Annotated in this window: 16 protein-coding genes; 11 read left to right on the top strand and 5 right to left on the bottom strand. The window is 72.6% G+C overall.

Features of this window, described 5'->3' with window-relative positions; translation table 11 throughout:
• Positions 1-5: 5 nt before the first annotated feature.
• The 11 genes from WMF28_RS19810 to WMF28_RS19760 all read left to right on the top strand — a co-directional run bounded on the left by WMF28_RS19810 (position 6) and on the right by WMF28_RS19760 (position 16,338).
• Positions 6-2,231 (top strand): type VI secretion system Vgr family protein, encoded by a 2,226-nt coding sequence (locus WMF28_RS19810; protein ID WP_437603818.1) that lies wholly within the window; start codon positions 6-8, stop codon positions 2,229-2,231.
• A complete protein-coding gene (locus tag WMF28_RS19805; RefSeq protein WP_437603817.1) occupies positions 2,231-4,444 on the top strand; it encodes a type VI secretion system Vgr family protein in 2,214 nt (737 codons plus the stop codon). The genes WMF28_RS19810 and WMF28_RS19805 overlap by 1 nt, the downstream gene beginning before the upstream one ends.
• Positions 4,441-6,669, top strand: coding sequence for a type VI secretion system Vgr family protein (locus WMF28_RS19800; protein WP_437603816.1), 2,229 nt, complete (start codon positions 4,441-4,443; stop codon positions 6,667-6,669). The genes WMF28_RS19805 and WMF28_RS19800 overlap by 4 nt, the downstream gene beginning before the upstream one ends.
• A 51-nt stretch (positions 6,670-6,720) precedes the next feature.
• Positions 6,721-7,080, top strand: a complete 360-nt coding sequence (locus WMF28_RS19795; RefSeq protein ID WP_437581421.1) for a PAAR-like domain-containing protein — start codon at positions 6,721-6,723, stop codon at positions 7,078-7,080.
• 1 nt (position 7,081) lies between these two features.
• Complete coding sequence (locus tag WMF28_RS19790) at positions 7,082-7,780, top strand: hypothetical protein (RefSeq protein WP_437603815.1); 699 nt, start codon at positions 7,082-7,084, stop codon at positions 7,778-7,780.
• Between the two features lie 9 nt (positions 7,781-7,789).
• Entirely contained in the window at positions 7,790-8,593 is an 804-nt protein-coding gene (locus tag WMF28_RS19785; RefSeq protein WP_437603814.1) for a hypothetical protein, read from the top strand.
• The gene (locus WMF28_RS19780) at positions 8,590-9,588 is read left to right on the top strand and encodes a type VI immunity family protein (protein WP_437603813.1); all 999 of its coding nucleotides are present in this window, start codon (positions 8,590-8,592) and stop codon (positions 9,586-9,588) included. Before WMF28_RS19785 ends, WMF28_RS19780 begins: the two co-directional genes overlap by 4 nt.
• On the top strand, positions 9,585-10,598 hold the full coding sequence (locus tag WMF28_RS19775) for a DUF2169 family type VI secretion system accessory protein (RefSeq protein ID WP_437603812.1): 1,014 nt from the start codon (positions 9,585-9,587) through the stop codon (positions 10,596-10,598). The genes WMF28_RS19780 and WMF28_RS19775 overlap by 4 nt, the downstream gene beginning before the upstream one ends.
• Positions 10,599-10,658: 60 nt before the next feature.
• On the top strand, positions 10,659-12,425 hold the full coding sequence (locus tag WMF28_RS19770) for a tetratricopeptide repeat protein (RefSeq protein ID WP_437603810.1): 1,767 nt from the start codon (positions 10,659-10,661) through the stop codon (positions 12,423-12,425).
• Between the two features lie 155 nt (positions 12,426-12,580).
• Positions 12,581-13,681 (top strand): beta-ketoacyl synthase N-terminal-like domain-containing protein, encoded by a 1,101-nt coding sequence (locus WMF28_RS19765; protein ID WP_437603809.1) that lies wholly within the window; start codon positions 12,581-12,583, stop codon positions 13,679-13,681.
• The gene (locus WMF28_RS19760) at positions 13,678-16,338 is read left to right on the top strand and encodes a hypothetical protein (protein ID WP_437603807.1); all 2,661 of its coding nucleotides are present in this window, start codon (positions 13,678-13,680) and stop codon (positions 16,336-16,338) included. The genes WMF28_RS19765 and WMF28_RS19760 overlap by 4 nt, the downstream gene beginning before the upstream one ends.
• A 195-nt stretch (positions 16,339-16,533) precedes the next feature.
• Here WMF28_RS19760 and WMF28_RS19755 read toward each other — a convergent pair whose 3' ends face one another.
• Genes WMF28_RS19755 through WMF28_RS19735 form a run of 5 tightly spaced genes read right to left on the bottom strand, consistent with a single transcriptional unit; the run spans position 16,534 to position 19,889 of the window.
• Positions 16,534-16,908, bottom strand: a complete 375-nt coding sequence (locus WMF28_RS19755) for a hypothetical protein (RefSeq protein ID WP_437603805.1) — start codon at positions 16,906-16,908, stop codon at positions 16,534-16,536.
• 51 nt (positions 16,909-16,959) lie between these two features.
• Complete coding sequence (locus tag WMF28_RS19750) at positions 16,960-17,520, bottom strand: hypothetical protein (protein WP_437603803.1); 561 nt, start codon at positions 17,518-17,520, stop codon at positions 16,960-16,962.
• Entirely contained in the window at positions 17,492-18,295 is an 804-nt protein-coding gene (locus WMF28_RS19745) for a ParA family protein (protein WP_437603802.1), read from the bottom strand. The genes WMF28_RS19750 and WMF28_RS19745 overlap by 29 nt, the downstream gene beginning before the upstream one ends.
• Positions 18,292-19,167 carry a DUF4388 domain-containing protein gene (locus WMF28_RS19740; RefSeq protein WP_437603801.1) on the bottom strand — a complete coding sequence of 292 codons (876 nt, stop codon included), beginning with the start codon at positions 19,165-19,167 and terminating at the stop codon, positions 18,292-18,294. The genes WMF28_RS19745 and WMF28_RS19740 overlap by 4 nt, the downstream gene beginning before the upstream one ends.
• Positions 19,167-19,889: a TRP-like protein gene (locus WMF28_RS19735; protein WP_437603800.1), complete on the bottom strand. Its 723-nt coding sequence runs from the start codon at positions 19,887-19,889 to the stop codon at positions 19,167-19,169. Before WMF28_RS19735 ends, WMF28_RS19740 begins: the two co-directional genes overlap by 1 nt.
• Positions 19,890-20,294 lie beyond the last annotated feature (405 nt).

Here is a 20,294-nt window from a genome sequence, read left to right as displayed (position 1 = left end):
CGACCGTGGAGCAGCTCCTTTCGCTCTCCCTCGAATGCAGCGCGATCCCGGCCGGCCTCACCGCCGTGGCCGCGACCGTCCTGGAGGCCATCTCGCAGCCGACCCATGCCACGGTCGAGCTCGTCGGCCCCGACGACCTCGACCTCGAGCGGCTCATCGGGGAGAAGGCCTACCTCGCCCTCTGCGTCGACGGCGCCCCGGTGCGCCATTTCCACCTCGTCGTGTCCGCTGCGCGGTTCGACGGCCTGCAGCACGGCCACCATCGGCGCTATTTCATCGAGCTGGTCCACGAGCTCTCGCTCCTGACCCTGCGCAGCGACACGCGTATGTTCCAGGAGAAGGACGCGAAGGCGATCGTGTCCGAGGTGCTCGAGGGCGCCGGGATCCCGCGCGGTGACGTGGCGTGGTCGCTGCAACGCACGCTCGCCGAGCGCACCTATTGCGTCCAGTCCCGCGAGACGGACCTGAATTTCGCCTCACGGCTGCTCGAGCACGAGGGCATTCATTACTTCATCCACGACGACGGCGGCGGGACCCACGTCACGTTCGCCGACGCGCAATCGAGCTTCCCTCCTGTCGAGGGGACCGTGGCGTGGCCCATCGTCGATGGACGCGAGCACGGCGTCGGCGTGCTCGATTTCGAGCTCGAGACGATCGCGACACCGGAGGCGGCGTCCGTGGGCGATTACAACTTCGAGACGCCTCATATCGACCTCACGTCCACCCACGCCGGGGTCGAGTCGCCGCGCGGCGAGCGCTTCGAGTACGCCGCTGGCCACAGGACGCCGGAGGAGGGCGCGGCGCTGGCGAAGATCCGCTGCGAGGAGATCCTCGCCCGGTCCCGCGTCGGCGCCGGTCACAGCGATCGCTGGACGTTCCGCGCCGGCTCGTGGTTCGAGCTGGAGGAGACGGCCGGCGCGCACCTGTCGCAGAAGTACCTGCTCACCGCCGTGCGGCACGACATCATCGCCCGCGGGCTCGGGACGGCCGGCGGCGGCGACGCGCGCTCCTACACGAACCGGTTCACGGCCATCCCGCACGCGACCCCGTTCCGCGTGCCGCGGACCGCCGCGCGCCCGCGGCTGCGGGGCGCGCACTCCGCGGTCGTCACGGGGCCCGGCGGCGAGATCCACACCGACCGGCTCGGCCGCATGAAGGGCAAGTTCTTCTGGGACCGGCTCGGCAAGGACGACGACACGAGCTCGTGCTGGATGCGCGTCGTCCAGCTCCCCATCGGCGGATCGATGGCCCTCGCGCGGATGACCTGGGAGATGTCGATCGTCTATCTCGACGGCGATCCCGACCGGCCCATCGCCGTGAGCCGGATGTACAACGCGGAGAAGACGTCTCCTTACACCCATCCGGCCGCGGGGACGCGGATGGCGCTCCAGACGCCGTCGAGCCCGGCGAGCGGCAAATCCAATGAGATCCGCATGGAGGACGGGGGTGGCGGGCAGGAGTTCTTCGTCAACGCGTCGAAGGACTTCGACGCGCAGACGAACAACAACAAGACCGAGAAGGTGGGCGTCGACGAGCGGGTGGAGGTCGGCGTCGACGAGCAGATCACGATCGGCGCGAGCCAGACCGTGTCGATCGGCGCGAACCAGACCTCCACGGTCGGCGCCGACCAGGGCCTCCAGATCAAGAGCGATCGCACGGTGTCGATCGGCGCGTCGGAGACCGTCTCGGTGAGCGGCAACATCAGCCAGCTCATCGCGGGCAGCGACGCCGAGACGACCGGCGGCAGCCACACGACGCTCGCCGCGCTCGGCATCGACAAGACGGCCAAGTCGAGCTACTCGCTCACGGTCGGCGGCTCGATGGTCTCGGCGGCCGGCATGGGCGTCTCCGTGGCGGTGGCGGGCGCCAAGTCGGAGACGGTCGGCGGCGCGAAGATCACCGCGTCCGGCAAGTCCGTCACCGAGTCGGTCGTCGGCGCCTACGCCGCCACGGTCGGCGGCGCGTGCGTGCACGCCGCGGCCGCGAACCGGGTGGGCGGCACGAAGGGCGCCGCGGCGGTGACCGTCGGCGGCCTGGCCTCGATGAACGCCGCGGGCAAGGTCGCGATCAACGCGAAGAAGATCAACATCCTCGTCGGCGGGGTGGCGAACCTGCTCGGCGGCGGCGGCGTGCTGACGCTGACGCCCGCCTCCGCGAGCTTCGCGGGCCTCATCACCCTCGACGCCTCGGGCCAGATCAAGATCTCCGGCAACCCCAACCTGGTGGGCTGATGGCGCACGTGGCCGAGCTCTCCGTGGGGGGTACCGGGCTGGAGGTCGCGCGCCTCCAGGGGACCGTCGCGCTGTCCTGCCCCTACGCGCTGTCGGCCGAGGTGTTCACGCGCGACGGCGCCCCCTCCCCAGGCGAGCTCCTGGGCGAGCCGTACGAGCTCGTGCTCTCCGACGGCTTCGGCGGCGTGCTGCCCCTCCGCGGCGTGGTCGTCTCGGCCGCCCGCCACGTCGGCGATCTCGCGCAGGGCGCGCGGCTCGAGCTCACGCTGGGGTCGCCCGTCTCGCCGCTCGCGCTCGGGCGCGATAGCCGCGTCTTTCAGGAGATGACGGTCGTCGACATCGTGAAGGACGTCCTCGCGCGCGGCCAGGTGGCCGACGTCGAATGGCGCACGAGCGCGTCGTACGCGACGCGGCCCTACACCGCCCAGTACCGCGAGAGCGACTGGGACTTCGTCCAGCGATTGCTGGACGAAGAGGGCATCTATTACTGGTTCGAGCACGAGGACGGTGCGACGAAGCTCGTCCTCGGCGATGACTCGACCACGGCGGCCCCGATCGACGGCGGCGCGGAGCTGTCGTTCCGGGACGACGCGCAGCTGCTCGAGGCGCGGGGCGCCGTGTACCGGGTGACGAAGCGCGCCGCCCTCGCCCACGAGGCGGTCCGCCTGCGCGACTACAATTTCGACAAGCCGCGCCTGCTCATGGACGAGAAGGCGGGCAGCGGCGCGCGCGAGCTCTACGACTTCCCCGGGCGCTTCGCGGTGCCCGGCGACGGCAAGCGCCGCGCGCAGGTCCGCCTGGAGGAGCTGCGGGCACGCCGGGTCGTCGTCGCGGGCGATGCGTCGACGACCCGGTTGCGGGTCGGCCGCGGCTTCGATCTGTCGGAGCACCCGGTCGAGGGGCTCGATGGCAGCTACCTGGTCGAGCGCGTCACCTACGTCGTCTCGGACGACCGCGGTCCGTCGGCGGGCGGGGGCGAGACGCTCCGCATCGCCTGGGTCGCCATCCCGAAGGCGACGCCGTACCGCGCCGCGCGCCGCGGGCCTGTCACGCGCGACCCGGCCGGCCCGGAGACGGGGGTGGTCGTGGGCCCGCCGGGCGAGGAGATCCACCCCGACAGGTCCGGCCGCGTCCGCGTGCAGTTCTACTGGGATCGCCAGGGCCAGCGCGACGACAAGGCCTCGACGTGGATGCGCGTCGGCCAGTTCCCGCTCGGCGGCTCGATGGTCCTGCCGCGCGTCGGCTGGGACGTGCTCGCGCACCACGTCGAGGGCGACGTCGACTTTCCCTACGTGAGCGCGCACCTCTACGACGGGCAGTTCCCCGTCCCCTACAGCCTCCCCGGCAACAAGACGCGGACCTCGTGGCAGACGGCGACGACGCCGGGCGGCGGCTCGTCGAACGAGGTCCGGTTCGAGGACAAGAAGGGCGGCGAGGAGATCTTTCTCAACGCGTCGAAGGACATGAACGTCGTCGTCGGCGATAACAGGATGGAGAAGATCGGCGTCAACCTCGAGGAGACGATCGGCGCGAACCTCGACGCCAAGGTCGGCTCGAACCGCAAGGTCGGCGTCGTGTCGAACCAGGACGTGAGCGTCGGCGGCGCGGAGTCGCTCACCGTGTCGGGCAGCCGGTCCGTGGTCGTCGGCGGCTCCGAGACGACGACGATCGGCGCCTCGCGCAGCGTCACCGCGACCCTGGGATCGAGCCTCGACGCGACGGGGGGTCGCTCGGTGACGATCGGCGGGACGATGATGGCCATCTCCGCGCTGGGCGTGAACCGCCTCGTGCTGGGCACGGCGAGCGTCACGGTGGGCGGCGCGTGGGTCAGCGCCGCGGCGACCGGCCTCGCGTACCTGACGGGCGGCGCGTGCGCCGAGACGGTCGGCGGCGCCAAGATCAACGCGGGCGCGGCCGGCTGCGCCGTCTCGGTGAAGGGCGCGTGCGCCGAGACGGTCGGCGGCGCGTACGTGATCGCCGCCGGGGCGAACGTGGGCGAGAGCGCGACGTCGCGGCTCGCCTTCACGGTCGGCGGCGCGATGCTCGTCAACGCGCCCACGATCGAGATCGAGGCTGAGAGCGAGATCTCGATGCGCGTCGGGGGCGCCTCGCTCACGATCAAGGCGTCGAGCGTCGAGGTCAAGGCGCCCGCGATCGCCGCGCCCGGCGCGACGATCACGAAGAAGGCCTCGAAGATAGCGCACAACGGATGAGCGACGCGATCTCGCTCCACCAGGCGTTCTTCGCGACCGAGGGGCTCTCCCCGGAGCTCGCGCGCGTGCGGAGCATCGCCGCCCACGAGGGGCTGAGCCTCTCGTACCAGGTCGAGGTCGAGATCGAGCTCTCGGCGCCCGAGCTCGACCCGGGCGGCTGGGTCGGCGCGAGCGCGACGGCGATCGTCGCGAGCCAGGAGGGCGCGCCGCGGCTCTTCTGCGGCGTCGTGACGCGCGTGCGCGAGCGCGCGAGCCGCGGCGACCCGCGCACGATCGCGGTCACGCTCGAGTCGCCGCTCGCGGTCCTCCGGTGCACCACGGATCATCGCATCTTCCAGGAGCAGACGAGCCAGGAGATCGTCTCCGCGCTGCTCGAGGAGCGGGGCATCGTCGGCGCGCGCGTCCGGTGGCGGCTGTCCGGCAGCTACCCGAAGCGCGAGGTGTGCACGCAGTTCGGCGAGGACACCTTCACGTTCGTCTCGCGCGTCCTCGAGGAGGACGGCATCTTCTACTTCCACGAGCACGGCGACGAGGGCGCGATCGTCGTCTTCGGCGACTCGAGCTCGGCCTACGCGGAGGCGCAGCCGACCGCGGAGGTCGTGTTCCGGCGCGAGAGCGGGCTCACCTCGGGCTATGCGATCACCGATCTCGCGCTGTTCGAGCGCGCCCGCCCGGCCGAGGTGACGCTCCGGGATCACGACTTCAAGCGACCCGCGCTCGATCTCGAGGCCAACGCGAGCGGCAAGGCGCCGCTCGGCCGCGAGCATTACGACTACCCCGGCCGCTACGTCGAGCCGTCGGAGGGCGCGCGGCGCGCGCGGATCCGCCTCGAGGCGTTCGAGGCCGCGTCGCAGGGCGCGCGCGGCGCGAGCACCGTGGCCTCGCTGACGCCGGGCCACACGGTGAAGCTCACGGACGCGCCGGAGCAGGCGCTCGAGGGCGAGTGGGTCGTCCGCGAGATCGAGCACGTGTGGGAGGACGCGTCCGGGGAGGGCACCTACAGGAACCGCTTCCACCTCCTGCCGAAGGATCTCCCGTTCCGCCCGCCCGCGTCGGCGCCGGAGTGCGACGTGCCGGGTCCGCAGCTCGCGACCGTGACGGGCCCCGCGGGCGAGGAGATCCACACCGACGCGTTCGGGCGCGTCAAGGTGCAGTTCCCCTGGGATCGGCGCGGCACCGGCGACGACAAGAGCTCGTGCTGGGTGCGCGTCGCGCAGCTGCACTCGAGCGGCGCGGTGGCGATCCCGCGCGTCGGCTGGGAGGTCGTCGTCGATTTCGAGGGCGGCGATCCGGATCGGCCCATCGTCCTCGGGCGCGTCTACAACGGCAAGTACGGCCCTCCGTACAAGCTTCCCGACAGCAAGACCCAGTCGGCGCTGCAGTCGTCGTCGAGCCCCGGCGGCGGGGGGCACAACGAGATCCGCATGGAGGACGGCGGGGGCGGCGAGCACGTCCATGTCCACGCGGAGCGGGATCTCAACGTCGTCGTCGCCAACAACAAGACGGAGAAGGTCACGAACGTCGCGACGCTCGGCGTCGGCTCGAACCACGAGCAGACGGTGGGCGCGAACGCCACGCTGGACGTCGGCGCGCAGGAGGACATCGAGATCGGCGGGTCGCAGACGATCGCCGTCGGCGGGTCGCGGACCGAGGCCGTGAGCAGCGATGAGAAGGTGGATGTCAAGGGCTCGCGCTCGCTCACCATCGGCGGCAGTCACACGACGATGACGCCCATGTCGGTCAGCGCGAGCACGCCGGCCTCGTTCAGCGAGACGGTCGGCGGCAGCGCCGTCGAGGCGGCCGCGCTCGGCGTCGGGATGGCCGTCGCCGGCGTCACGAGCATCAGCGTGGGCGGCGCCGAGATCGCGGCGTGCGCGACCGGCGCGAGCTCGTTCACCCTCGGCGCGCACGCGACGACGGTCGGCGGCGCCTTCATCTCGGCGAGCGGAAAGGACGTCGCGATCAACGTCGGCGGCGCCAAGGCCACGACGGTCGGCGGCGTCTGGGCGGCGCAGGCCGGCGGCGACATCGCCATCTCGAGCGGCTCGACGCTCAACATCACCGTCGGCGGCGCGCTGTCGATGAACGCCGCCTCGATCACGCTCAAGGTCGGCGGGTCCAACGTGACGATCTCCGCCGGCTCCGTCGTCATCAAGTCGTCGACGATCAAGCTCACCGCGACCGGACCTCAACCCGAGCTTGCCCCCATGGTGGCGGACAAGTAGCGAGGAGGCCTCCGCCGCGCCCTGGCACGGACTCGAACGAGTATGCCTCTCTTGAACCAGAACAAGATGTGCGCGAGCGTCGCGTCGGTCCACACCTCCGTCACGTCGGGGCCGCTCGACATCTGCAAGACGCCGACGCCCGGCGGTCCGGTCCCCATGCCGTACCCCAACGTGGCCGTCTCCTCGACGATGGGCCCGGGCTACACGACGAAGACGCTCAGCATCGCCACGCCGATGTGGACCAAGAAGGGAAAGAGCGCGCTCTCCAACGGGGATCAGCCGGGCGTCGCGCTCGGCGTCGTCAGCAACAAGATCATGGGGATGGTCGCCATCCTGATGGCGTCGACCGACGTGGACGCCGAGGGCGGCGGCGTCGTGCGGACCGGCGACAAGTCGAACGGGAACATCTGAGATGGCCGTCCAGGCTCCCGAGCAGCTCGTCCACGGCGGAGGCGGGCTCGCGGCGTCGGGCTACAAGGATGTGATGTGCCAGGCCTTCCGCGAGGCCGTCGACGAGCATTGCTCGAAGCCGAAGGGGAAGCGTGGGTCGTTCAACAACAAGTTCTACGACAAGCTCCGGCGCCACAACCCCGAGCTGGCGGGCCGCATCCAGCGCGAGGTGCCCATCGTGTTCGGCGGGGCCGCCGGGTCGGCTGGCCAGCTCGCGGCGAACCTGACGAACGCGCCCGGCCCGGCCGGCGCCGCGGCGAACGCGGTCCTCGCCGCGCACCAGGCGGGCGTGCGCGCCTTCGCGGGGCCCGGCGCGGCCGCGGTGACCGGCGCGCTCGCGAACCCCCGCATCCCGGCCGGCCCCTGGGGGATCGTCGGCCTCGGCGCCATGGAGGGCATCCGCAGGGGCGCGCCGCTGTTCAGCCGCATCAAGTTCGCGCTCTTCCGGCTCATGAACCGCGGCGTCCGGGTGAAGTTCCCGGACGGGCTCATCGGCCGGCAAGTGATCGAGATCAAGGGCCCTGGCGACACGATGAGCAAGGGCCAAGCCAAGGACTACCAGGCGTTCAGCAGGCCCGATCCGCCGATCGTGCCGAGCTGCGAGTCATGCGCCCCGGCCAACTGCGATAACAAGAAGACAAGCAACGGTGGATGCAAGTGACGGTGAACGGTGCCTGTTCTCTATGACATGGAGTTCGCTGCGGGCGGGCTGCTCGTCGCCTACCGCGCGAGCGCCGAGCCGCAAGAGCTCATCATCGAGGTGGAGACGGAGGGCGCGGCCGAGTTCCCGATGTCGGTCGCGTCGCTCCGCGCCCTGATCGAGGCGATCAACCGCGGCGCGGCGGGCGGGGCCGTCTTCGACCCCCTCCTCGGCGCGGCCGAGCGCATCGACGGGCCCTGGGAGGCCGAGGGCGTCCTCGGCCCGGCGTACCGCTGGAGGCTGCGCGTCGCCGGCGTCGCGCCGCTCTTCCTCCGCAACGTCGTCGAGGAGCTCCGGCGCGCGGGCGCGGATCACCCGGTGACGCGGATGAGCCTCGTCGGGACGCTGCCGCTCGACGGCGGGGAGCTGTCGGTCCGCGAGGGCCTCGTGCGCTCGTGGCTCGACGATCGCTCGACGTACCTGGAGGCGTGGCCGCACCGGGAGTTCCCGGTGGACGTCGAGCCGACCGATCATGTCGCTGACGTGCGCGTCGAGCTCGCCGCCTCGATCACCCCCGGGATCCGCGTCGAGCTCGAGGCGATGAGCGTGTGGTGGCTCAACTTCATCCGCAATTACGTCTCCGAGGACGGGCTCGAGGTCATCATGAACCCGTCGAAGACCTTGCCCACGTTCGGGTCCAGCCGCACCGAGTTCCGGGCCCATTACGCCGAGCTCCCCTACAAGCGCGCTCCGGCGCGCGCGCTGCTCGAGAACCTCCTCTACCGCTTTCACCGGAGGGTCGCGCCCATCGCGCGCGTCGCGCTGAAGCTATGAGCCACGAGGTCGCGCCGGAGCCGCTCGCGCGGCTGGCCAACAGGACGCCGATCGTCTACGGGGCGCTCGGCGCGGTCCTCCACCTCGAGCCGCTCGCCGCGGAGGACGAGGCGCGGCTCGATGCGGTCAACGACATGGTGTGGGACTGGATCGGCCCCGCGCTGACGCACGTATCGCTCTCGTGCGCCGAGCGCCCCGAGGCGGTCCGGCGCGCGCACCTCGATTACATCTCGACTCATGGAGCGAACCTCGGCGTCCCTCCGGTCCCCGGCGGCGGACCGGAGGATCAGCGGATCTCCGCCCACCTCGTGCGGCTCGGCCGGGACGAGATGTCCGTCGTGTGCAGCGGGTCGCGCGACCCCTTCGAGGCGTCACCGTACTCGTACCGCTTCTGGGCGGAGATCGGCGATCTCCCGGAGGGCTCGGACGCGCTGCACCTGACGGCCCACGCGGTCCTGCACCTGACCGTGCCGGAGACGTGGCCGCTCGCGGATTTCCACGCGCGGATCTGCGCCATCGCGGCGAAGCTCCGGCTCCGCTGGGGCGCCGCGGGGTACACGTTCTCCGACTGCGAGGCGCAGAACTACCAGGCGCCCGCGGCCGCCATCTATGCGCATGCGCGCAGGTACTGGGGTTACGACGTGGCGGAGTACGTCCGGCTCACCGAGGCGTTCCATCGGCGGATCCGTACCGTGAGCTGGCTCACGTGGCTTGGGCCCTCGATGCTCGACGAGTTGCGGGCCGGAGGCGGCCTCGGCGCGCCGCGCCTGTCGACCTGGACGGCCTCGGGCGACGGGGTGCTGATCCAGGCGGGCGGCGCGCCTGAGCGCGGCGACGTGAACCGGCGGCAGGTTCCGCCGGCCTACCGGGAGGTCGACGCCCTGGTGCGCCCGCTCCGCGCCGCGGGCGGCGCCGACCTGCAGTTCTTCGCGCCCTGGGACGAGCGCTCGATCGAGCGGTGGCTCCGCCGCTTCGAGGTGCTCGGCGGCCCATGATCCGCATCATCAACCAGACCCCGGGCCAGCATCTCGCGGTCCCGGTGAAGAGCAAGGAGGGGCGCGATCGGCTCGCGATCATCATCAAGATCACGTTCGCCGTGGACGCGCGCGGCGGCGTGACGATCGATCCGGACGGGCCTGCGCCTTACCTGGCGGACGAGTTCAACGGCGCGGACGCGGCGCGGGCGAGTATCCGGAAGCCGTCCGATCTCTTCGACGAGAAGCCCGGGACCGACGTGCTCTTGCTCGGGCACGCCCACGCGCGCTCTCCAGGGCAGGCGAAGCACGTCGACGTGTCGTTGAAGATGGGCTCCATCGCGAAGACGGTCCGGGCCTTTGGCCAGCGCGCGTGGGCGCTCGGCGCGATGGGCGGGCTCACGCCGGGCCCGGCGCAGCCCATCGTGGAGCCGGTCCCCTTGCTGTACGAGCTCGCGTGGGGCGGCCTCGATCTCTCGGACCCGGAGCGGCCGTTCGGCGAGCCGAGGAACACCGTCGGCCGCGGCGCCATGCGCGACGTGCGCTCGCTCGTCGATCAGGCGGCCGCGCGGATCGAGGACCCGGCTCACCCGATCGGGGGGCACCGCAACGTACCGGCCGGCTTCGGCGCGATCCATCGCCACTGGCAGCCGCGCGCCTCGTACGCGGGCACCTACGGCCCCGAGTGGATGGAGACGAAGATGCCGCTCTTGCCGGACGATTTCGACAGCCGGTTCCACGTCTGCGTCCCCGAGGATCAGTGGTCGCCGACGCCGCTGCGGGGCGATGAGCCGATCGAGGTCACCGGCGCGACGCCGCAGGGCCGGTGGGTCTTCGCGCTGCCGCGCGTGCACCTCGGGTTCACGAGCTTCGCGCTCGGCGCCCGCACCGAGCACCGCACGCACCTGGATACCGTGCTGATCGACGCGGACGCGATGCGCGTCGAGCTCACGTGGCGCGCTGCGATCCCTTTGCCCAGGAAGTACGAGATGTTAGAGTGGGTCCACGTGGTTCATAAACGGGTCGTGTGACCGCCGCGGGCCGCGAGGGATGCCGTCGGGATCAAGACGAGGGGGCGAGGAATGGCGCTCGTGAGCACGGCCGACGCTGGGGACGTCGAGGCCGCCTTTCGCGATTTTCTGGGGAACGATGTCACCGTGGAGGCGTTCGGCGCCGCCGCGAGCCGCCGCCGGCTGCTCGGCGAAGCGCCGCTCTCGCGCACGGTGCACGTGGCGCTCTCCGGTGAGGGCCAGGACGCGCGCGCGGCGGCCGACGCGCTCGCGGAGGCGGTCGTCCCCTGGGGCTCGTTCGTGCTCCTGCAGGGCCTGGTCGGGACGGCGTTCACGCGGCAAGGCCGCTACGACGACGCGCTCCGTGTCCACCTGACGGCGCTGCGCCTCACGCCGCGGTGGCACCCGACCTCGGTCTACCGCGTGCTCGACGCCATCGCCGACGACCTCGTGCACCTCGGCCGCTTCGACGAGGCCGCGCGCCTCGCCGAGCGCGCGCTCGAGTGGGACCCGACCAACCCGGACGCGCTCCTGACCCTCGGCGTGGCGCTGGCCAGGGCGGGCGATCGCGGCCGCGCGGGCGGCGTCCTCGCCTACCTCGCGTCCTCGGGCTACTCCGAGGTGTTCCTCCGCGCGCTGATCGGCGCGCTCGGCGGAGACCGGGCGAAGGCGCAGCCGTACGCGCCGGACCTCGCGAAGATCCCGGCCCTGTCGGATGACGCGTGGCTGCGCTTCTGCGCGGTGAACGCGCTGAACCCGTTCGCCGAGGGCGAGGAGCAGCGGCGGGCGCATGCGGTCGCTTGCCTCGCCCGCGGTCACCACGATTACGCACTGTTCGCCACGCGCCAGGCGCCGAAGTGGGTCACGGAGGACTCGCCCATCGACGGGCGCGTCGCCCGCGCCTGGGCCAAGGCGCGCGAGGAGGCCATCGTGGCGCTCGACGCGGCGCGCGGCGTCGTCGAGGCGCTCGCGCGCGAGGAGGACGGGCAGTTCGGGGAGGAGTCGGAGGTGCGGTTCCAGTTCGCCGACGCGTGCGTTGAGCGCGGGGACGCCGGGCCGTTGCTCGCGATGCTGCTCGACCCGAGCCGGGAGGTCGTGCTCTACGCGGCGCGCGCCCTCGTCAAGCTCGGGCGCACCGAGCATGCGCCGCTCATCGAGGCGATGGCCGCGGGCGAGCGCGCCCTCGGGTGGGACGACCTGCCCTCGGCCGTGAAGGTGCTCTCGGCGATGAAGCGCGCGGGCGGCGGCGCGAAGAAGAAGCCCGCCCCCGCGAAGGGCAAGGCCGCGCGGCTCCGCGGGCGGGCGCTCGTCGCGAAGGTGATCGAGGCGATCGCGGGCACGGACGCGATCGCGGATCCGCGGCCGGTCCCTGCGGCGAAGCTCAAGAAGCTCACGTTCCCGTGCAAGAAGCCGCTGTCACCGGGCCTCGCGGCCTTCCTCGCGTTCGACGCGAGCTTCCTCGGGCTGTTCGAGGACCCGGAGGCGCCCCGCTTCGCGCCGAGGACGCTCCGCCAGATCGCGGAGGCGGAGTTCGACCCGATGCTCGCGGGCATGTTCGAGGGCATCGAGGAGGCGCTGCCGGGGGAGGCCTACCTCCTCGGCGCGCAGGACGGCGAGGCGCGGGACGTGCTCTATGTCGGCGAGCCCGACGCCGCGGGCGAGTACCCGGTGCTGGAGATGCGCGTGGATCCGCCCGGGGTCCGCGTCGCGTACCCCGGCGTGGACGTCTACCTCGCGCACCTCTTCGAGGTTGTCCTGTTCGACCCGGACGCGAACCCCGAGGACGCGCGCGCGCTCGAGGCACACAGCAAGCTCGACCTGAGCGGGTGGTCGGCGCCGCCCGAATGACGGGCGCCCGAGCGTGCCGGTGGGGCTGTTCCTCGCGGCCTGCGGAACGGGTCGGCGACCCGTTGGCCCACCGCGGAGGGGTACTCCCGGGCGCGCGCGGGGAATGCTTCATGGCAGTGCGCCGGCTCCGTTCCCGCTGGTAGGATGCCCCGGCGATGGCCGCCTCCTCGCCCCCCGCCGGGCACCCGCCGCTGCCCGCCTCCGACGTCGTCGTCGTCGGCGTGGGGGCTCGCGCGCCGAGCGGGCTCACGGCCTTGCAGGTGACGATGAGCGTGCGCGCGCTGAAGATGGACCCGCGCGAGTCCCACCTCATCGACAGGCACGGCGAGCCGATGGTCATGTGCCGGCTGCCCTCCATCGACGACGAGGTCATGGGTGTCGACCGGTTCGTGGCGCTCGGCGGGCCGGCGCTCACCCAGGCGGCGTTCGCGTGGCTCGCCGCGGAGCGCAGGAATGGGCGGACCGCGCGGCCGTTGCCCGTCCTCGTGGCGCTGCCGAGCCGGCGCCGCCCCGGGCTCGACGCGCGCCTCGAGCAGCACCTGCTGCGCGGCCTCGAGGCGCGCTCGCAGGTGCCGATCGACCACGCGCGCTCGGGGCTGATCTTCGGATGTCGCGGCGGGGGCGTCGAGGCCTTTCGGCTGGCGATCGAGCGCCTCCGCGCGGGCGAGTACGACGCGGTGGCCGTGGGCGGCGTGGATAGCTGGTTCGACCCCGACGCGCTCGAATGGCTGGATCGCGAGCTCCGCCTGCACTCCATGCAGACCGAGAACGGCTTCATCCCGGGCGAGGGAGCGGGGTTCTCGCTGCTCACCGCCCGGCGGAGCGCGGCGTCGCTGCCCCGCCTGGCCCAGATCCTCGGCGCCGGCGTCGCGTCGGAGCCACGACCGTACGGCTCGGACGAGCCGTGCCTCGGAGAGGGGATCACCGCGGCCGTGAAGCGCGCGGTCGCGCCCGTGGGCGCCCGGGCGCGCCGGGTCCCGTGGGTGATGACGGACGTCGTGAACGAGCGGCACCGCGTCGATGAGTGGAGCTACGTCATGGCGCGCGCCTTCGAGGCCTTCTCGCCCGACGTGATCCACGATCAGCCGCTGCTGAAGACCGGCGATCTCGGCGCGGCGAGCGCCGCGGTGCTCCTCGCGATCGCCGCGATGCGCTGGCAGACCGGCTGCGCCGCCGCCGACTGCGCGCTCATCGGCGCCCACTCCGAGGGCCCCGAGCGCGGCGCCCTCCTCGCCAGCCGTGACCCGGCTCCATGAGCTCCTCGAGCGCGCCCCCCCGCGATGTGCCCGCCGAGCCCGGGAAGAACGCGGCCGTGCTGGCCCAGCGGGCCGTGGAGGACGTGCTCTCCGCCGTGCCCGAGATCCCGTTCCAGATGGATCGCGCCGGCATCGGCGACCGGCTGCGCCGGGCCGTGCAGTGCGGCTACGCGGTGCTCGACAGCGACGTGCTCGCGCCGGTCCACCACGACGGGCTCGCCGAGGCCGCGGCGCTCGTGCGCGAGGCGCGCGAGCTGCTCGCGCGCGCCGGCGATCGCCGCGAGGCGCCGGCGCTCGGCAGGGCGCTCGGCGCGCTCGACCTGGCCGCATCGGCGCTCGCGATGGGCGCGACGGCCGTGGCGCAGATCCAGCTCGAGCGCCGGAGCGAGCTCACGGGCGGCGGCCGGCACCACGAGCCGCCGCGCGAGCGACCGTTCCGCGCGAGCCAGGGCACGCCGTCGCTGCACGCGTTCCCGCGGCGCCGGCTCGTCCCGGAGCCCTCGCTCGACCCGATCGTCCCGCTGCGCGAGCCGCAGCCCGCGCCGCGCAAGCTGAAGCCGCCCGCGACGCTCGACGCGCTGAAGGCGTTCGCCCGCGCGGCCGCGGCGGGCGAGATCGAGGAGAAGCTCGGCGAGAACGCGGCGGAGGCGCCGGCCGCCCCGGCCGAGGAGCCGCCCCGCTTCGTCCACGAGCCCGCCGTCGAGGAGGCGGAGATGCTCCGGCGCCTCGGGCGCGACTGCCTCGAGGACATCGCCATCCACGGCGATCTGCGCAAGCCGAACGCCATCGAGACGTGGGTGGATCAGGAGCCGTTCGAGCAGCGCCTGCTCGACAACGTCGACTGCTTTGCCAGCGTCGGCGCCGCGGCCTTGCCGCTCGTGTCGCTCTATTTCGCCGAGGCGAGGGCGCCGGATCCGGGGCGCGCGTTCGCCGTGGCGCTGACGCTCGGCGCGATCGAGGGCCGCGACACGGTCGACGCGGCGCTGGCCACGCTCCGGCACAGCGCGCCCGAGACGTACCCGGGGTGGGTCGAGGGCCTCTGGCTCGCCCCGAACCCCGAGATCGACGCGGCGCTCGTCGAGCTCGCGGCCGGCCCGCTCGCGCCGCTCGCCGCCGTGGCGCTCGACGTGCTCACGCTCCGGCAGGCGGTGCCGTTCGATCTCGCGTCGCGGCTCGCGGGGTCGGAGCGGCCCGAGCTCGCGGAGCGCGCGCTCCGCGCGCTCGCCGTGGCCGGCCCGCGCGACGAGGCGCTCGCGGTGATCGATGGCGTGCTCGCGCGTACGGGGAGCGACGCCGTGTTCCTCGCCGGCGCCGAGGCGGCGATGCGGCGGGGGCACGGGCCGACGCGCTCGCTCCTGCGCGTGACGCTGGCGGGCCGGGCGGGCCCGGCGCGCGCCGCGGGCGCGGCGTGGCTGCTGTGCCTCGGCGGGCACGGGAGCGATCTTGAGCCGCTGCTCGCCAGCGTGGCCGCGGCGCCCACCGCCCAGCTCGTGCGCGGCCTCGGGCGCTTCGGGCATGTCGGGGTGCTCGGCTTCCTGGTGAGCCTGCTCGGCTCCGGCGACGAGCCGCTCGTGGAAGCAGCGGCCGAGGCGCTGGAGCGCATCACGGGCGCGGGCCTGCGTGAGACGGTCGAGGAGCCGTGGGAGGTGGAGCTGCCTCCCGAGGCCGAGGCTGCGGTCCTGGGCGACGCGCTGCCGATCCCTGTCCGCAAGGTGGAGAAGGTCGTCACCGACCCCGCGCGCTGGGAGGCTTTCCTGCGGCGCGACGCGCGCCGGCTCGATCCGGAGGTGCGCACGCGCGGCGGGCGTCCGTTCACCGTGCTGTCGATCGTCGACGAGATCGAGGCGAGGTCGACCCCGCCGCCGCGGCGCCACGAGGCCGCGCGCGAGCTCTGGATCGCGACGGGGCTCGTCTCTGCGTTCTCGCCGGACGATTGGGTCGCGCGGCAGCGCGCCCACCTGGCGGAGCTCCGCGATCGCGTGAGCGACGCGAGCTTCCCCGCGGGCCGGTGGGCGTTCGAGTGGACGCGGAGCAGCCTGCCGCCGCCGCCTCCCGCCGCGTCGGTGTCGCACCGGCCGCTCGCTTCCACGATGGTGGCCTTTCCGCGGGTGGAGGTGGCGGGAGCGCTGCCGTTCGCCCCGCCGCCTCCGGGCGCGGCGCTCCCGCGCACGCCGTCGGCCGCGCGGACCGCCGGCGACACGGCGCTGCCGTTCGTGTCGCCGCCGTCCGCGCCCGCGCCGCCCGCGCCGCCCGCGCCCGCGTTCGCGCCGCCCACGCTCGCGCCCCCCGTATCGGAGGGCGCCATGCACGCGCCGCGCGACGTCTTGCCGTTCAAGAGGTCTGCGGCCGCGGAGCCAGCGCCGGCGGCGGTCAAGGCGACGCCGTCCTACGCTGGATTGCCGTTCAGGGCGCCGGCCGATGCCGGCGCAGCTGCCGACGCGCCGGCCCTCTCGCTCGAGCAGCACGCCTGGCTCTGGACCCGGCGCCTCGTCGAGCCCGCGAGGAGCGCCGAGCTCCTCGCGCAGCATGGCATCGCGGGCGAGGACGCCTGGCTCGCGGCCGACCGTGCGTGGCAACGGCGCTTGAGCGCCGACCAGGCGCTCCACGAGCGCTGGCGTCACCTGGTCGCCTATTACCGCGGGCAGGGGCCCCGGTGACACGCCCCGGCGAGCCCCCCAGCGGCGGGTAGTGGTCAGATTTGAACATGAAGGCAGGAAGGCGAGAAGAAAAGATCAATGATCTTCCCGCCTTCATGGGAACTCTCTCCGGGCAAATGGGACCACGACCCAGCGGCGGCCCCGAGGGCCTTCTCGAGGGGAGGCCGTCGAGGCGCCGGGCGGGGGCCGAAAAGCTCAGAGCTCCATCGCCTGCGCGACGGTCTCGATCATCCGCGGGATGGCGACGGAGATGAGGATCCCCAGGTTCGCCCGCCGGTTGTCCACCAACACGCCCTGGAGCAGCTTCCCGTGGTTCAGCATCACCACGGTGTGATTGCCCGCCATGTCGAGCATGTAATACCGCCCGAGCGACGGGAAATTCGAGTCGCGCAGCGAGCTGTCCAGCTCCTCGGTGATGCGCGTGAAGAGGGCCACCGCCACCGGCTGCTGGTTGAAGCCGGCGAGCGACAGGCCTGCCGTGCGTTCCCAGATGTCGGTGGCCAGCAGCCCGTCGCGGAGGATGTTGCGGAGGTCATGGACTGCGGCGTCGAGGACTTTGGTATCGATCATCGTGCTTCCGTCGCTCCTGGGCGCGCGCGCCCGTGGTGAAAACCGGATCCGTTACAGCCCGCGCACGGTCGTTCCGAGCGCTTCCTTCAGCTGCTCGAACGCCCGCGTGGAGAGAGCCTCGTCCCCCACCGTCCCGAGGCAGAAACCGCCGCGCGTCGTGCGCGCCTCGACCCACGACATCATCTGCGCGCCGAGCCAGAGCGCGCCCGCCGTGGCGTCGACGCCGGGGATGGTGCGGACGCCGACCAGCGCCGAGAGCAGCGGGCCCACGAGGGACACGTGCGCCTCGGAGATGCCGTGCGCCGCCAGCGTGAGGCCGTTGTCGTCCGCGACGAAGGCGCCCACGCACGCCTGATGAGCGAGCGTCCAGGCGACGAGCGCGTCGAGCCGGTCGGCCGGGTTGTCGGAGGTCTGCACGAGGCGCGGCACCTCCTTCGACGCCTTCGGCGCGGCCTTCGCCGGCGTCGGCGCGGCCTTCGCCGGCGCGCCGGCGCGCGCTGCCCCCATGGCGCTCACGAGCGCCGTGGGCTCGGGGGAGCGCGTCGCGGTCACCCGCGCGAGCAGCGAGCTCACCCGCTGCGCGTCAGTCCACGAGACGGATCGGACCGTCATCCTCGCCTCCTGCCGTGGTGCCGAGGCGCTCCTCGATCTCGGCCACGAGTTTGTCGAACACCGCAGAGACCGCCGGCGGGCGGCGGCTGAGCAGACCGAGCGGCACGCCCGCGCGGCTCGCCTGGAGGAACGTGCCGTCGCGCGGCACCGCCGTGTCGAAGACCTGATCGCGGTAGAGCGACCACAGCTCCTCCAGCGAGGCCAGCAGCACCGGGTCGCGGAACGAGCTCATCGTGCCGACGACGCCGAGCAGGGAGCAGGCGGAGCCGATCTCGCGGAGCCGCGCGAGGAGCTCGAGCAGCCGCGGCAGGGCCCGCAGCGCGAGCGGCTCACACTGCGCCACGGCGATGACGCTGTCGACCTCTTCGAGCGCGAGGCGCGACATCCCGCCGAGCCCGGCCGGCGTGTCGAAGAGGACCAGGTCGAAGTCGCGCTGGCTCTGCTCGAGGACGCGCCCCAGGAGGTTGGCCTCGCGGGCATTGACGGCGAAGCGATCCTCGTCGAGCGCGTCGACCGGGCCCATGGGCAAGAGGCAGAGCTCCGCGAGACGGGTCTTCACCATGCCCTCGAGCGGGGGGCCGCCGCGCGCGAGGTTCGCGGCCAGGCCGGCGCGGTCGCCGACACCGTCGAGCGACATGCCGATGGCGCCCTGCTGATCCGTGTCGACGAGGAGGGTCCGCGCGCCTCGGCGCGCGAAGGCGAAGGCGCAGTTGAGCGCCACGGTGGTCTTTCCGACTCCGCCCTTCAGGCTGGCGAATGCGATGGATCGGGTCATCTTGGGTATCCGAGCTTGCGTAGCTGTTCCAGGTTAGCGCGCACGAGGCTCGACGCAGGGTCGAGCGTCGAGAGGTCGGTGAGGACGCGGGCCGCGTCGCTGTAGCTGCGTTCCATCAAGAGGCGCCGAGCGTCGGCGTTGAGCTGCTTGATCCGGATCGCAGCCTGCTCCGGCGAGGCGAGCGCGACCTCGATCCGCCTCGACGAGATCGGCGGCGGCGCCTCCACGCTGCCCTCGTCGATCCGGCGCAGCGAGTCGAGCAGCAGCTCCGCCAGGTCCTTGAAGATGGTGCGCTCCTTCGTCGAGCCGACGGCCGGGGTGACGCGCACCCGCATCTCCGGGCGGATGAGCCGCGCGAACGCGGTCTCGCCCACGCCGAGGCCGTCGAACGCCGTCCATACCTTGCCGCGCCGCACCTCGATCAGACCCACGTCGGCGCTGTCGTTGCTGACCACGAGGACGTGCGAGTCGCCGGACATGCAGATCATCTGCAAGAAGTCGACGGGCACGAAGTTCATCCCGATCGGCGTCGATTGCGCGCCCGCGGCGTGCGCCATGAGGATGAGCGTCTCCTCGGCGATTGGCCACGTCACCCGCGTCGTGCTCACCGCTCCCGGGATCTCCGCGCCGTCGTTCACGGCGAGCACCAGCCGCGCCGTGCGGCGGAGGAGCTGCGCGAGGGCGTCCTCCGGAGCGCCCGGGAGCGACGGCGCGTAGATGATGAGCTCCGTGCTCGGCGCGCCCTCGAGGGCCTGCTCGAGCTCCTCCCAGGTGGCGGCGCCGAGGGCGCTCACCGGCGTCTGCCCGGCCATGACGCGAATGCACCGCATGCGCTCGCGCAGATCGGGATCGGCGACCACGACGATGGGCATCAGACTCCGAAGTCGCTCCGCGCTCGGCGCAGCATGACCGACGACGCCGTGTCGCCCGGACGCATGCGCTCGCAAGCCTCGAACGCCTCGATCGCGTCGGCGTAGCGGCGCTGCACGAACGCGGCGGTGCCGCGGGCGAACGCGTCGCGGTAGAGCCGATCCTCTTCCGTCTCGATCACCCGCGGCGTGAACGTCGCGCTCACGGGGGGAGACTCCGGCGATCGCCGCTGAAGCCCGCGCTCCGGCATGGTGGGCGGCCCCGGGTCCATGCCGGGCTCGGACGGCAGCGTGTCCAGCTGCCGCCGCCAGGGCTGCGGCGTCCTCTCGCTGAACGGCGACGCCACCTCCTTGCCCGTGTAAAGGCCGACGAGCACCTGCAGCGTGCGGAGCCGCCCGAGCGGGCACATTTGTACGATGTCGTCGAACGTCGACGAGCCATCGATGTACCGCGCAACGAGCAGCGCGTCGGGCGAGCGACCCGCGGCGACAGGGATGGGCCCCGCCACCCGATCGAGGCCGCCGAGCCGCTTGGCGTACGCGCCGGCGAGGAACTCCTTGATCCGCTCGATGCTCGTCTGCAGCTCGCGATCGCCGGGGGCCTCCGAGCGCGCCTGGTACAGCACCGCCAGCGCCTCCTCGTAGCGCTTCTCACGGACCAGCCGCACGACCTCCGCCCGCACGGGGGCGCTCTTCGGAAGCGTGCGGCTTTCAGGTTCCATCATCAAAGCTGAATCGCGTGGGTCTTTCACGGCACGACTCGGCAAGCTACATGCCTCGACCGCCGACCTTCAAGCTGTTTGGTTGCCCCTTCGCGGGAACCATCGTCAGCGCCGTCCACCTGGATCGCCGCACGTCAGGTGCGCGCGTGTGGGACCAGCCGGAACCCTGCTCTAACGCACTGGGTGCTGCGACATGGGCCCACGTGAAGGCCGTGGAGACATTGACGAGGCGATGACAGTGGCTCGCTTCCGCAATCGGTGCATTGAGTCGCCGGGCGCTCTCGCCCGCCCTGCAGAATGAATCGCCAGCCGATCGTGGACAGCGAATCAAGTGTCGTACATTGGCTTCCGTTCGCCCACCCGGCTCTCGTTGCCGCCTGGATTGGAGATCCCTGAAGATACTGGATG

It is taken from the genome of Sorangium sp. So ce590 (genome assembly GCF_051521365.1).
Classification (GTDB): Bacteria; Myxococcota_A; Polyangia; order Polyangiales; family Polyangiaceae; genus Sorangium.
The sequence above is the reverse complement of the archived record's forward strand: the minus strand, read 5'-3'. Positions and strand labels throughout refer to the sequence as shown.